14 protein-coding genes are annotated in these 12,669 nt (G+C 73.7%); all 14 read right to left on the reverse strand.

All coding sequences use genetic code 11. The features are described from left to right. Positions 1 to 36: 36 nt before the first annotated feature. On the reverse strand, positions 37 to 1,068 hold the full coding sequence (locus D7223_RS03180) for a hypothetical protein (RefSeq protein WP_120724557.1): 1,032 nt from the start codon (positions 1,066 to 1,068) through the stop codon (positions 37 to 39). A gap of 45 nt (positions 1,069 to 1,113) precedes the next feature. Continuing rightward, entirely contained in the window at positions 1,114 to 2,058 is a 945-nt protein-coding gene (locus D7223_RS03185) for an RluA family pseudouridine synthase (RefSeq protein ID WP_120724560.1), read from the reverse strand. Beyond that, positions 2,055 to 2,681 carry a signal peptidase II gene (lspA, locus tag D7223_RS03190; RefSeq protein WP_120724562.1) on the reverse strand — a complete coding sequence of 209 codons (627 nt, stop codon included), beginning with the start codon at positions 2,679 to 2,681 and terminating at the stop codon, positions 2,055 to 2,057. The genes D7223_RS03185 and lspA overlap by 4 nt, the downstream gene beginning before the upstream one ends. 66 nt (positions 2,682 to 2,747) lie before the next feature. Continuing rightward, a complete protein-coding gene (locus tag D7223_RS03195) occupies positions 2,748 to 3,167 on the reverse strand; it encodes a TraR/DksA family transcriptional regulator (RefSeq protein ID WP_120724565.1) in 420 nt (139 codons plus the stop codon). 223 nt (positions 3,168 to 3,390) lie between these two features. After that, positions 3,391 to 4,890, reverse strand: coding sequence for a potassium/proton antiporter (locus D7223_RS03200; protein WP_120724568.1), 1,500 nt, complete (start codon positions 4,888 to 4,890; stop codon positions 3,391 to 3,393). Between the two features lie 22 nt (positions 4,891 to 4,912). After that, the gene (locus D7223_RS03205; RefSeq protein ID WP_120724570.1) at positions 4,913 to 5,260 is read right to left on the reverse strand and encodes a DUF167 domain-containing protein; all 348 of its coding nucleotides are present in this window, start codon (positions 5,258 to 5,260) and stop codon (positions 4,913 to 4,915) included. Further along, the gene (locus tag D7223_RS03210; RefSeq protein WP_120724572.1) at positions 5,253 to 5,933 is read right to left on the reverse strand and encodes a hypothetical protein; all 681 of its coding nucleotides are present in this window, start codon (positions 5,931 to 5,933) and stop codon (positions 5,253 to 5,255) included. The genes D7223_RS03205 and D7223_RS03210 overlap by 8 nt, the downstream gene beginning before the upstream one ends. Before the next feature lie 76 nt (positions 5,934 to 6,009). Beyond that, entirely contained in the window at positions 6,010 to 6,810 is an 801-nt protein-coding gene (locus D7223_RS03215; protein WP_120724574.1) for a DivIVA domain-containing protein, read from the reverse strand. Positions 6,811 to 6,854: 44 nt separating this feature from the next. Continuing rightward, a complete protein-coding gene (locus D7223_RS03220; RefSeq protein WP_120724576.1) occupies positions 6,855 to 7,160 on the reverse strand; it encodes a YggT family protein in 306 nt (101 codons plus the stop codon). A gap of 30 nt (positions 7,161 to 7,190) precedes the next feature. After that, a complete protein-coding gene (locus tag D7223_RS03225) occupies positions 7,191 to 7,883 on the reverse strand; it encodes a cell division protein SepF (RefSeq protein WP_120724578.1) in 693 nt (230 codons plus the stop codon). A gap of 192 nt (positions 7,884 to 8,075) precedes the next feature. Then, on the reverse strand, positions 8,076 to 8,822 hold the full coding sequence (locus tag D7223_RS03230; RefSeq protein WP_120724580.1) for a YggS family pyridoxal phosphate-dependent enzyme: 747 nt from the start codon (positions 8,820 to 8,822) through the stop codon (positions 8,076 to 8,078). 9 nt (positions 8,823 to 8,831) lie between these two features. After that, positions 8,832 to 9,947, reverse strand: a complete 1,116-nt coding sequence (ftsZ, locus tag D7223_RS03235; protein WP_120724582.1) for a cell division protein FtsZ — start codon at positions 9,945 to 9,947, stop codon at positions 8,832 to 8,834. A gap of 247 nt (positions 9,948 to 10,194) precedes the next feature. Then, positions 10,195 to 11,088, reverse strand: a complete 894-nt coding sequence (locus tag D7223_RS03240) for a cell division protein FtsQ/DivIB (protein WP_120724584.1) — start codon at positions 11,086 to 11,088, stop codon at positions 10,195 to 10,197. After that, a complete protein-coding gene (murC, locus tag D7223_RS03245; RefSeq protein WP_120724586.1) occupies positions 11,085 to 12,626 on the reverse strand; it encodes a UDP-N-acetylmuramate--L-alanine ligase in 1,542 nt (513 codons plus the stop codon). The genes D7223_RS03240 and murC overlap by 4 nt, the downstream gene beginning before the upstream one ends. Positions 12,627 to 12,669: the final 43 nt, after the last annotated feature.

A 12,669-nucleotide genomic window follows, 5' to 3' on the forward strand; every position in this document is an offset into this window, starting at 1 on the left:
CCACACCGGCCCGCCCACTTATCCTGCGGGCCGCCGTCAGCCGGTCGCCTCCGGTGAGCCCGTCGGAGGCACGTCCGCCGAGGTCGGCGGGGTGCTGGGCGGTGTTTCGGCGGGTGTCGGAGGGTGCGGATCCGGTGAGGAATCCGTCACCTCCGGTGCCGCCGTCGCCGTCGGCGCGGCCGACGCGGACACCGAAGCCTCCGACGGCTCCGGCGCGCGGTCCTCCACGCCAGGGGTCGGCTCCTCGTCGGCCAGACCGGCGTCGGCGGGCGGGCTGGCCACCTCCTCCTGCTCGGGCAGGGGCGGCGTGAAGACCGTACGTTCCAGCCGGCGGACCTCGGGCGCCGGGTCGACCGCCCGCACCCCGGGGCGGTACGCGAGCCGGCGCAGCGTGCCCGGCTCGGCCCGGATCACCGCGGCGTAGACGCAGGCGCATCCGGAGCGGTAGGCCGCCGCCTCCGCCGTGGCCACCTGCGCGCCGCTGACGTACAACTGGCGCAGCTCCCGCTCGGCGGGGTCGCCACCGCCCAGCGCGGCGGCCCGGCTCCGGTAGTCCGCGGCCTCCCGGTCCTTGCGGGCGGCCAGGGCCGCCATGCCGGTGACCACGTCGTCGGGCAGCCGCTGCGCGGCGATGCGGACGATCTCGGTCTGCCGGTCGGGCAGCGGCACCCGGCCGAAGACGGCGGCGACCGGCACGTCGCCGAAGACCACCGCCGCGCGCTGCGCGGTCAGATAGGCGTTGAACGACACGAGCGCGTACGTCCCGTCGCCGGTGGCCGGATCGACGGCCGGCAGCGCGGCCAGGTCGGCGGCGGCGGTGCGCAGGTAACCGGGGATGGAGTCGCCGGCCGCGACGCCGACCCGGGTGACGTCGCCCACCGTCCGGTCGGAGACGGCGCGCTCACCGCCGGCCCACACGGCGGTGGCCAGCACCGCGAGGCAGGACAGCACCGCGGCGGCGGGCAGCACCCGCGGTCGGGCCGGCCCCAGGCGTTGCCGTGTCGCGGCGCCGGCCAGGCGGGTCAGCAGCCGCTGGTCCAGCTGCCGCAGCAGGTCACCGGCGCGCACGGTGGAGGTCCCCTCGTTCGGATCTTCTCGGGCGGGTCGCCGCCGTCAGTCCCGCAGGAGTTGCAGCGCGCGCTCCAGATCGTCAGGGTAGTCGCTCACGAAGCGCACCTCGTCCCCCGTTCGGGGGTGCAGGAAACTCAACTCGCGTGCGTGCAGCCACTGTCTGGTCAGTCCGAGTCGGGCGGCCAGGGTGGGGTCGGCGCCGTACGTCAGGTCGCCCACACACGGATGCCGCATGGTGGAGAAGTGCACCCGGATCTGGTGCGTCCGGCCGGTCTCCAACTGCACGTCGACGAGGCTCGCCGCCGGGAACGCCTCCAGCGTGTCGTAGTGGGTGATGCTCGGCTTGCCGCCGGACACGACCGCCCACCGGTAGTCGTGGGTGGGGTGCCGGTCGATCGGCGCGTCCACGGTGCCGCGCAGCGGGTCCAGGTGGCCCTGCACGACGGCGTGGTACCGCTTCTCCACCTCGCGGTACTTGAAGGCCCGCTTCAGCGCGGTGTACGCCTGCTCGCTCTTGGCCACCACCATGATCCCGGTCGTGCCCACGTCGAGCCGGTGCACCACGCCCTGTCGTTCGGCCGCGCCGCTGGTGGAGATGCGGTGACCGATCGCGGCCAGCGCGCCGATCACGGTCGGACCGGTCCAGCCGGGGCTGGGGTGGGCGGCGACACCGACCGGTTTGTCCACCGCGACGATGTCGTCGTCGGCGTACACGACCCGCAGGCCGGGCACCGCCTGGGGCACCACGGTGACCGGCGCGGCCGGGGCCGGCAGGGTCACCTCCAGCCAGGAACCCGCCTTGACCTTGTGCGAGTTGGCCCGCGCCACGCCGTCGACCAGCGCGTCGCCGGCGTCGACCAGGGCCGCGGCGGCCGTCCGGGACAGCCCGAACAGGCGGGCGACGGCCTGGTCCAGCCGCATGCCGTCGAGCCCGTCCGGGACCGGAAGGGATCGGTGGTCGCCGCCGGCGGCGAAGGCCGAGGTCATGCCCGCTCCCGCTGCTCGGCGGTGGATCCGGCCGACGTGCCCTCGCCCGGCTCCAGCGGGCGCCCGTCGCGGCCGATCCGCCCGCCGTCGCGCTGGCGGCCGGTGAGTTCCAGTCCGACGGCGAGTACGACGCCGCAGACCAGCGAGCTGTCGGCCAGGTTGAACACCGGGAAGTACTCGCCGTACGGCCCGAAGACGCTGATCATGTCGACCACGTGGCCGACGAAGTGACCGGGCGCCCGGAAGAGCCGGTCCATCAGGTTGCCGAGCGCCCCGCCCAGCACCAGCCCGAGCGAGATCGCCCAGGGCGTCGACCGCAGTCGCAGCGCCATCCAGACGATCCAGCCGACCACGCCGATGGTGATCAACGGGAACACCCAGGTGTAGTCGGAGCCCATCCCCCAGGCCGCGCCGCTGTTGCGGATGAGGCTGAGGTAGACCGCCCCGCCGAGCAGCCGGACCGGCTCGCGGTCGGGGAGTTCGGCCAGGGCCAGGTGCTTGGTGAGCAGGTCGGCCAGGAGCGCGAACAGCGCGACGCCGGCCAGGAGGCCGACGGTCCGCGGCCGGGGCCTACGGTCGCCGGGCTCCGGCCGGTCGGATCCGGCGGGCGGTGCTGCGGTCATCTGCTCCCCATCGACGCTCGCGGCGACGCGGGCGCGCCACCTCCTCGGGCGGCCGGGGAGCGGGCGTCAGCGCCGCTCCTCCAGCTGCTTGCACGTCACGCAGAGGGTGGCCGAGGGGAACGCCGCGAGCCGCTCCACGGGGATCGGGTTACCGCACCGCTCGCACCAGCCGTAACCACCCTCGTCGAGGCGCTCCAGGGCGCGCTCGACCTGCGTGATCCGTTCCCGGATGCTGTTGGCGAGGGAGATCTCCTGCTCCCGCTCGAACGTCTTGGTGCCCGTGTCGGCCTGGTCGTCCCCGGCCGAGTCGGTCAGCCGGTCGCGCTGCAGCTCGGTGATCTCGCTCAGCGTCTGATCGTACTCGGCGCGCAACTCGTCCCGCCGCGCCGCCAGGGCCGCCCGGATCTTCTCGGTCTCCGCGACGCTGCGGGTGGCCTTGGCCGCCGGCTTGCGGCCGGCGGTCCTGGTGTCGGCTGGCTTGGCCATCGTCGCTCCCTCGCGCCGCGGAACCGCGGCGGTCCGCGGCACCTGGACAGGGGTCGCCGGCATCGACGCCCCCAGGTACGAAACGGGCGCACGGCGACAAGGCCGAGCACTCCGGAGGTTGGCAAGGATACGGAACGTACAGGCGTCCGACAACGTGCCGCACCGACGCCCCGTCGTTCGGCCCTGAGTTATGCCGTATCAGGGCAAAAGGAACGCTAGCAGATCAACCATCGCGATCCTCGCCGTACTCGCCAAACCAGCGAGCCAGCCGACCCCGCCGGCTGACCGCCCGCAGCCGCCGCTCCGTCTCGTCCCGCGCACCGTCGGTGGCCACGATCAACAGGCTGTCACCGGTCTTGAACCGGAAGTCCGGGCCGGGCACCACGCCCACCCCGTCCCGCAGGACCAGCGTCACCGCCGCACCCGGCGGCAACCGCAACTCGTCGACGTGCACCCCGGCCAGCCGCGAGCCCGGCGGCACCTCCAACTGGAGCAGCCCCGCCCGCATCCGTTCCAGCGGCGCGGTCTCCACCATGATCTCGGTGGCCTCGGACGGCGCGGTCACGCCCAGCCGGCGGGCGGCCGGACCGAGCGTGCCGGCCTGCAACAGGGTGAAGATCACCACCAGCACGAAGACCGCGTCGAAGAGCCGCTCCGCCCCCGGCACCCGCTCGGACAACGGGATGGTCGCCAGCACGATCGGCACCGCGCCGCGCAGGCCGGCCCAGGACAGGAACGCCTGCTCCCGCAGGCCCACCCGGAACGGCAGCGCGGACACCGCCACCGACAGCGGACGGGCCAGCAGCAGCAGCGCCAGGCCGGTCACCACCGCCGGCAGCACCGCCGAGGAGAGCCGGCTCGGCGACACCAACAGTCCCAGCAGCACGAACAACCCGATCTGGGCCAACCAGGCCAGGCCGTCGGCGAAGCCGAGGATCGCCTGCCGGTGCGGCAACCGGGCGTTGCCCAGCACCACGCCGGCCACGTAGACGGCGAGGAAACCCGACGCGTGCAGCACCGACCCGGCCGCGTACGCGAGGACGGTCAGGCCGACCGCCGCGATCGGGTACAGGCCCGCCGAGGGCAGGGCGCCCCGGCCCAGTGCCCACCGGCCACCGACACCGGCGGCGGCCCCGATCAGGGCTCCCGCCCCCAACTCGTAGGTGACCAGTCCGACCTCGTACCACCACGGGTGGGACATCGACTCCCGGGACAGCAGCACCACCAGCAGCACCACCGGCGCGTCGTTCATGCCGGACTCGGCCTCCAGGGTGGCGACCAGCCGGGGCGGCAGCCGCAGCCGGCGCAGGGTGGCGAAGACCGCCGCCGCGTCGGTCGAGGACAGCACCGCGCCGTAGAGCAGTGCCAGTTGCCAGTCCAGCCCGAGCAGCAGGTGCAGGGCGAGCCCGACGACCACGATGCTCACCAGGACACCGACGGTGGACAGCGCGGACGCCAGTCCGAGCACCGGGCGCAGGGTGCTCCACCGGGCGGTCAGACCACCCTCGGCGATGATCACCACGAGGGCGCAGAAGCCGAGGGTACGGGTCAGCTCGACGTCGTCGAAGTTGATGCCCAGCCCGGACTCACCGATCGCCACCCCGAGGGCGAGATAGACCAGGAGGCTCGGCACACCGAGGCGGGTGGACAGGCGCACCGCGCCGACCGCCACCAGCAGGACGGCCGCGCCGACCAGCAGCGCGATGTCCAGCCCGGGCGTCACGGTTGCCGGCCCCGGGCACGCCTCACCCGGCGGATCCGTCCCGCAGCCGGCGGAGCGTACCGGCCAGGTCCTCCGTCGCCGGATCGACCTGGAAGAGCTTGTCCCGGCTGACCGCCCCGGTGCGCAGCGACACGGTGCCGGGCCGGACCCCCAGGGCGTCGGCCAGCGCGCGGCGGGCCGCCTCGGTGGCCCGCCCGTCCACGGCGGGCGCGTTGACCGCGATCACCAGCGCCGGACCGTGCGGACCGGCGAAGCAGCCACCGACCCGGTTGCGGGAGGCACCCGGCTTGACCCGGACGGCGACGGTGAGTGTGCCGGTACCGGTGGGTCCGCCCTGCCCGGCGGCCCGTTCCGGCCGACCCTCAGGCACCGGCGCCGCCGCTGGGGATCCGGCGGGCGAGCAGGGTGGTGGCCGGGGTGCAGTGGGCGCACGAGGTGAATCCCAGGTCGACCGCCTCGGCGACCGGCAGCGGCTCGTGCTCACGGCCGACCAGATGCGGACAGTCGGCCAGGTGGTAGCGGGGACGGCCGTCGACGACCCGCACCTCGGCGGTGAGACCCGCGAGGCGGGCCACCTCGGCGGTGCCGACGTCCTGCGCTGCCGGTTCGTCGTCGTGGGCCGCGCCCACGTCCCGCGGACCGGGGTCGACCGGCGACCCGGGCGGTTGCCGCCACCCGGTGCCGCCGGTGTCGACCGTCGGCGGAACGTGCTGGACCGGAACCCCCGAAGCCGCCACCGGGCTGTAGGGCTCCCCCACCGGGCTGTACGGCCCGGCCGCCGGGCGGAAGGACTCCTCCACCGGGCTGTACGCCTCGGCCGGGGGCCGGGGCGCGTAGGGCGGGGAGGTCGGTGCGGCGGGTCGGGTCGGTCGACCGGCGGTCGCCCGGTCGACGGCGGCCTGGCGGGCGCCCACGACCAGTGCGACCGCGGCCAACAGACTGGCCGCGATGGAGACGATCAACAGCAGGCTCGACCCACTGGCCAGGCCCACCACCAGCAGCACGACCGCGAGGAGGATGAGCAGGAGACTGGCGGCTATCACGGCTCACCCCCGTCGCGTCGTACCGATTGAGGCGAGGTCGGCGGCCGTCACGGAGGCGACGGCCGCCGACCGGCGATCAGCGACCGGCTTCCAGGGCGCCGGAGCGACCGCCGCCGTAGGAACCGGCGAGACCCGCGGTGGCCAGCCCGTTGCCGCCGACGGCACGGCCGCCCTCGGAACGGGTCATCTCGGCCTCCAGGCCCTGGCCGCGACCGTCGAGGTCACGCAGCTGGCTCTCCAGGTAGGCCTTCAGGCGGGTCCGGTACTCCCGCTCGAACTGCTTCAGCTCCTCGATGTGCTTCTGCAACGCGGTGCGCTTGGCGTCCAGGCCGCCCATGGCCTCCTGGTGCCGCTGGCGGGCGTCGCGCTCCAGGGCGTCGGCCTTGGCGCGCGCCTCGCGGGTGACCTCCTCGGCCTTGGAACGGGCCTCGGAGAGCAGCTGGTCGGCCTCGCGGCGAGCGTCCGACACGTGGTCGTCGGCGGTCCGCTGGGCCATCATCAGCACCCGCAGCGCCTGCTGCTCGCCGTCGCCGCCGACCGCCGGGCCACCGGTGGTGCGGACCTGCTCCAGCTCGGCCTGCATGGCACGGGCGGCCTGCTCGGCCGCGGCCTTGTCCCGCTGCACCCGGTCGAGCTGCGCCTTGACGTCGTTGAGCTCGGCGGCGAGGCGAACGTCGCCACCGGGGCCGGCGGGGGCACCGCCACGGCCGCCGCGCTCCACCTGGGCGCGCAGCTCGTTGTTCTCCTCGATGAGACGGGCGAGCTCGCGCTCGACCTCGTCCAGGAAGGCGTCGACCTCCTCCTCGTCATACCCCCGCTTGCCGATCGGCGGCTTTTTGAAGGCGACGTTGTGGACGTCGGCCGGGGTCAGCGGCATCGAAACTCCTCGGGTCAGTTGCGGCCGCGAAAGCGCGTCGGTCATCAGGACACCCTGACGATCGACGGCCCTAACACGAACTCCATCAGCACGAACAGGATAACCAGGAGCACAAGGGAGGCCAGGTCGATGCTCACGGTACCAATTCGCAGCGGAGGGATCACACGCCTCAACGCGTGGAGAGGGGGATCAGTGACGCTCCACACGGATTCCAGTCCCGCCGACGCTCCGCGGCCCGGCTGCCAGCGTCGCCCGTACTGAAGGACGGCACTCAACACGAATCGGGACAGAAGCAGGATCAGGAAGACATAGAGGATCAGGTAGAGAACCTGGAGCAGGATCGACAACACGGCAGGCGATGTCCCTCGGGTCGGGCGGGGTCAACTCAGACTGAAAAAGCCGCCCTCAGCGATCTTGGCCTTGTCCTCCGCGGTGACCTGGACGTTGGCCGGTGAGAGCAGGAACACCCGATTGGTCACGCGCTCGATCGTACCGCGCAGCCCGAACGCCAGCCCGGCGGCGAAGTCCACCAGACGGCGGGCGTCCGCCTCGTCCATCTCGGTGAGGTTGATGATCACCGGGACGCCGTCCCGGAAGTGCTCACCGATGGTGCGCGCCTCCCGGTAGGTGGTCGGGTGCAGGGTGGTGATCTGGTAACGCTGCTCCTCCTGCTCGACCACGACGGCCCGCTCGCGGGGCGCCGACTGCGGCGCCAGCGCGAGGTTGTCCCTGGTGTGGTACGTCAGGGCGCCGGAACTCTCCCCGGACCGGGTGATGGAACGGACGCTGGACCGGTCGACCCGCTCCGGACGCTCGGTGTCCGCGCGGTCGCCGTCGATCCCCCGGCCGCTGGCGCGGTCGGAGAGCCGACCCCGGTCCCCCAGGCGGGTCCGCGGCGCCGGCGGCTCGTCGGAGTCGTCCTCCTCGTCGTCGGCGAACTCCTCCGCGTACCGGCTCGACCGGTACCGGGACTCGCGGTAGCCACCCTTGTCGTAACCACCGTCGTCGTAGCCGCGCTCGTCGTCCTCTTCCACCAGACCGAGCCAGACCCCCGCCTTGCGCAGTGCACCCATCCCGCGCCCTTCTCCTCCGCCGTACGGCACGCGCCCCCGTGCCGTTTCGCCTGTCGCGAGTGGATCATCTCTGCCCACCGGACCGGATCGGCAATCCCCTGGCGCGCGATTCGCGTCCCGCGCCACGACCCCCGCCGACGGGTTGCCGCTCCCACAAACAACACCGATGTAATTCGTATCTCCGGGCTCAGGCTACCGCAGCGTGGGACGCATTCCGAGCAACGCGCTTCCGACGCGGACATGTGTCGCGCCGTAACGGATCGCAGTTTCCAGGTCGCCACTCATTCCGGCGGAGAGCGCGGTCGCCCCCGGATGGACGGCGCGAAACGCCTCGGCCACCTCGGCGAGCCGGGCGAAGGCCCGGTCCGGCTCCCACCCCAGCGGCGCCACCGCCATCAGGCCGGCCAGCCGCAGCCCGTCCCCACCGGCCACCGCCTCGGCCACCGCGGCCAGGCCGGCGTCCGGGTCGGCCGTGTCCGGCAGCGCGCCGCCCCGGGCGGCGTCGGCGTCGATGCTCACCTGGACCAGCACGTCCAGCGGCCGGTCCCGGCCGGACACCGAGGCGGCGTCCAGCGCCCGGGCCAGCCGGACGCTGTCCACCGAGTGCACCACGTCGGCGTAGCGGACCACCGACTTCGCCTTGTTCCGCTGGAGCTGGCCGACGAAGTGCCAGCACGGGTCCGCCCCGGCCGCGGCCACCTCGGCGGCCTTCGGCGCCGCCTCCTGGTCGCGGTTCTCGCCCACGTCGGTGACGCCGAGGGCGGCCAGCGCCACCACGTCACCGGCCGGGTAGGTCTTGGTGACCGCGATCAGGGTCACCTCGGCGGGGTCCCGACCGGCGGCGGCGCAGGCGTCGGCGATCCGGGAGCGTACGCCGGCCAGGCCGGCCGCGATCTCGGCGCGCCGGTCGGGGCGTACCGGTGCTGGGCTGTCGGTCATCGGGGTGACTCAGGAACCGTTCTTGAGAAAGTCGGGCACGTCCACGTCGTCGAAGAGCACCCGGCGGGGCGACTGCTGCGGCGGCGGCACGGTGCTCGGCGGCGTGATCGGCGCGCTCGGCTGGGTGGGCTGGTTCTGGTTGCTCTTGCGGGTCGGCTCCGCCGCCTTGTAGGCCGGGGTACCCCCGTCGAAGCCCGCCGCGATGACGGTGACCCGCACCTCGTCGCCGAGGGCGTCGTCGATGACCGCCCCGAAGATGATGTTCGCGTCCGGGTGGGCCGCGTCGGTGACCAGTTGGGCCGCGTCGTTGATCTCGAAGAGTCCCAGGTCGGAGCCGCCGGCGATGGAGAGCAGCACGCCCCGGGCGCCGTCCATGCTCTGCTCCAGCAGCGGGCTGGAGATGGCCGCCTCGGCCGCCTCCACGGCCCGGTTCTCACCCCGGGCGCTGCCGATGCCCATCAGCGCGCTGCCCGCCCCGCTCATCACGCTCTTGACGTCGGCGAAGTCCAGGTTGATCAGACCGGGGGTGGTGATCAGGTCGGTGATGCCCTGGACACCGGAGAGCAGAACCTGGTCGGCGGTGCGGAAGGCGTCCATCATGGAGATGTTGCGGTCGCCCAGCGCGAGCAGCCGGTCGTTGGGGATGACGATCAGCGTGTCGCACTGGTTGCGCAGTTCGTCTATTCCGGCCTCGGCCTGCACCTGCCGGCGCTTGCCCTCGAAGGAGAACGGCCGGGTGACCACGCCGATCGTCAACGCCCCCAGCTTGCGCGCGATGTTGGCCACCACGGGCGCGCCGCCGGTGCCGGTGCCGCCGCCCTCGCCGCAGGTCACGAAGACCATGTCGGCGCCCTTGAGCACTTCCTCGATCTCGTCGCGGTGGTCCTCGGCGGCGTTCTTGCCGACGTCCGGGTTGGCGCCCGCGCCCAGGCCACGGGTCAGTTCCCGGCCGACGTCGAGCTTCACGTCGGCGTCGCTCATCAGCAGCGCCTGCGCGTCGGTGTTGATCGCGATGAACTCGACGCCCTTGAGCCCAACCTCGATCATCCGGTTGACGGCGTTGACGCCGCCGCCCCCGATGCCGACGACCTTGATGACCGCCAGGTAGTTGTGCGGAGGTGTCATCTCCGGTCCTTTCCCTTCGAGATTGGCATGGGCCGACCCCACACGGCTTGGCCGGGATCGGTGGTCGACATGGACGGTCACCAGCGAGACCGAGGGAGAACCCTCACCCTCTACTAGAGGCTTACAGTTATGTCAACCACTGATCCTCTTCGGGGCAACGTAAGCGCCGCCGCCCGATGAGCCAAGGATCGCCCCCGGCGTGTCGCCGCCGGAGCGGGACACCTCACGCCCGGGCGGCGCGGACGAATCACCGGAGGGTCACCACGTCGGGCACGCTGACGTCGATCCGGTCGGCGTCCCGGTCCAGCAGGGCGGTCGCCACCCGCGCCTTGTCCGCGCTCCGCGTCGCGTCGCCCCACACCACCTCCCGGCCACCACGCAACCGCAGCGTGATCCGGGCCAGCCCCTCCACCGTGACGTCCGCCAGCTCGTCGCGCAGCCGGGGGGTGAGGGCGGCGAGCACCTCCAGCGCGGCGCGGGTGTCCTGGTCGTCCGGCCCGGGCCGGGCGACGCGCACCACCGGCAGGCCGGCCGGTTGCTCCGGCAGGGTCCGGAAGACCACCCCGGCCGCGTCGACCACCACGAACTGCCCGTCGCGCGGGACGGTCGCCGCCGGCGTCCGCTCGGTCACGGTCACCACCAGGGCGTCCGGCCAGTCCCGGGTCACCGTGGCCCGCTGGACCGCGGGCAGCGCGCCGATCCGCCCTGCCGCGGCGGCCAGGTCGACCCGGGCCAGCGGGGTGCCGTCGGGCACCGCCGCCGCGTCCCGTACCTGCACCGGGGTGACCAGCTCGGCGCCGGCGACCCGGACCTCACGGACACCGAACAGGCCGGTGCCGAGCAGCGTCCAGGCGACCAGGCCGGCCAGCGCCAGCACACCGGCGGCGACCGCCCAGGGCAGCGCCGCGCGTACCCGCCGCTGCCGCGCCCGGGCCATGAAACGGCGGGTCGAGGCGGGCACCGCGTCGCTGCCGGCGCGTACCAGCTGCCACCGGCGGGCCGGACCACGCCGGCCGCCGCCGTCGCCGGAGGTGCGCCCGCCGCCGCCGGAGCCGCGCCCACGGGCCGGCCCGGCGCCGGTACGGCGACCGGTGCCGCCGTCCGCGCCGGTGGTACGCCCCCGCGCCGGTCCCGGACTCATCCGGCCGCGGGCGCCGTGCCGTTCCCGACCGGGCCGACACCCGGCACGGTCCCACCGATGGTGGTCGCCCCGCCGGCCACGCCGCCGGGTACCGTGCCGGCCGGCGCCGCCGGATCCGCGGTGCGGGCCGAGAGGGCGTCGAGCAACTGGTCACCCATCAGCGAGATGGGCGGCGCGCCCATGGTGACCACCACGTCGCCCGGCCGGGCCCGGTGGGCCACCTCGGCCGGCACCGCCTCCCAGGAGTCGACGAAGACCTTCCGCTCGGCCGGCAGGCCGATCGCCTCGACCAGCGCGGCCGACCCCTCCCCCGGGGCGCGCAGCTCGCCGGGGCCGAAGACCTCCAGCAGCACCACCTCGTCGGCGATCGCCAGGGCTTCGGCGATCTCGGTCTGCAGGTCCCGGGTGCGGTAGAGCCGGTAGGGCTGGAACACCACGATCAGCCGGCCGTCCCCGGCCACCTCACGCAACGTCTGCAAGGCCAGCGTCATCGACGTCGGGTGGTAGGCGTACTCGTCGTAGACCAGCACGTCGTCCGCGACACCCTTGCGCTCGAAACGCCGCCGCACGCCGGGGAACGCCGCGAGCGCGGCCTCCGCCGCCTCCAGCGGCAGGTTCAGCAGGTACGTGGCCAGCACCGCCGACGCGCTGTTGAGCCCCATGTGCCGCCCCGGCACCGGCAGCCGGAACTCGCCGAGCGACCGGCCGTCGATCCGGGCCAGGTAACGCACACCCCGGGCCGAGGAGGCGATCTCGGACAGCCGCAGGTCGGCGTCGGCCGCCTCGCCGTAGGTGTGCACCCGGCGTCCCTCGGCGCGCAGCGTCTCGGCCAGCCGGCGGCCCCCCGCGTCGTCGGCGCAGGTGATGATGAAGCCGTCCGGGTCGGTCAGCCGGGCGAACTCGGCGAACGTGGCCTCCAGGTTGGCCAGGTCGCCGTAGGTGTTGAGGTGGTCGGCCTCCACGTTGGTGATGATCGAGACGTACGGGCGGTAGATGAGGAAGGAACGGTCGCTCTCGTCCGCCTCGACCACGAAGTACTCGCCGGTGCCGTGGTGTGCGCCCGAGCCCACCTCGGAGATCTCCCCGCCGATCACGAAGGACGGGTCCACGCCGGCCTGCTGGAGCACCATGGTGACCATCGAGGTGGTGGTGGTCTTGCCGTGGGTGCCGGCGACGGCGACCGTCCGCCGACCGGTCATCGCCGCGGCGAGGGCCTCGGAGCGGTGCAGCACCCGCAGGCCGCGCCGGCGCGCCTCGACCATCTCCAGGTGGTCCTGCGGGATCGCCGAGGAGTAGACCACGGTGTCCACGCCGTCGAGGTTGGACGCCTCGTGGCTCATGTGGATCGTCCCGCCGAGCGCCCGCATGCCGGCCAGCGACGGCCACTCCCGCAGCTCGCTGCCGGAGACCCGGATGCCCCGGGTGAGGAAGAGCCGGGCCAGGCCGCTCATGCCGACCCCGCCGACGCCGATGAGGTGGATGGTGCCAAGATCCTCGGCGGTGAGCGTGCCGGCCGGGGTGAACTGCGCGGTGTTCATGGATCAGGACCTTCCAGTCGCGGCGGACCGACCCGCCCGGTGG

Origin of the sequence: Micromonospora endolithica (assembly GCF_003626595.1) — a bacterium.
Classification (GTDB): Bacteria; Actinomycetota; Actinomycetes; order Mycobacteriales; family Micromonosporaceae; genus Micromonospora; species Micromonospora endolithica.

Excerpts from the sequence above, each read along its gene's own strand:
- D7223_RS03185 (WP_120724560.1), bottom strand. The coding sequence starts at position 2,058 with ATGACCTCGGCCTTCGCCGCCGGCGGCGACCACCGATCCCTTCCGGTC.
- lspA (WP_120724562.1), bottom strand. The coding sequence starts at position 2,681 with ATGACCGCAGCACCGCCCGCCGGATCCGACCGGCCGGAGCCCGGCGAC.
- D7223_RS03195 (WP_120724565.1), bottom strand. The coding sequence starts at position 3,167 with ATGGCCAAGCCAGCCGACACCAGGACCGCCGGCCGCAAGCCGGCGGCC.
- D7223_RS03215 (WP_120724574.1), bottom strand. The coding sequence starts at position 6,810 with ATGCCGCTGACCCCGGCCGACGTCCACAACGTCGCCTTCAAAAAGCCG.
- D7223_RS03225 (WP_120724578.1), bottom strand. The coding sequence starts at position 7,883 with ATGGGTGCACTGCGCAAGGCGGGGGTCTGGCTCGGTCTGGTGGAAGAG.
- D7223_RS03230 (WP_120724580.1), bottom strand. The coding sequence starts at position 8,822 with ATGACCGACAGCCCAGCACCGGTACGCCCCGACCGGCGCGCCGAGATC.
- ftsZ (WP_120724582.1), bottom strand. The coding sequence starts at position 9,947 with ATGACACCTCCGCACAACTACCTGGCGGTCATCAAGGTCGTCGGCATC.
- D7223_RS03240 (WP_120724584.1), bottom strand. The coding sequence starts at position 11,088 with ATGAGTCCGGGACCGGCGCGGGGGCGTACCACCGGCGCGGACGGCGGC.
- murC (WP_120724586.1), bottom strand. The coding sequence starts at position 12,626 with ATGAACACCGCGCAGTTCACCCCGGCCGGCACGCTCACCGCCGAGGAT.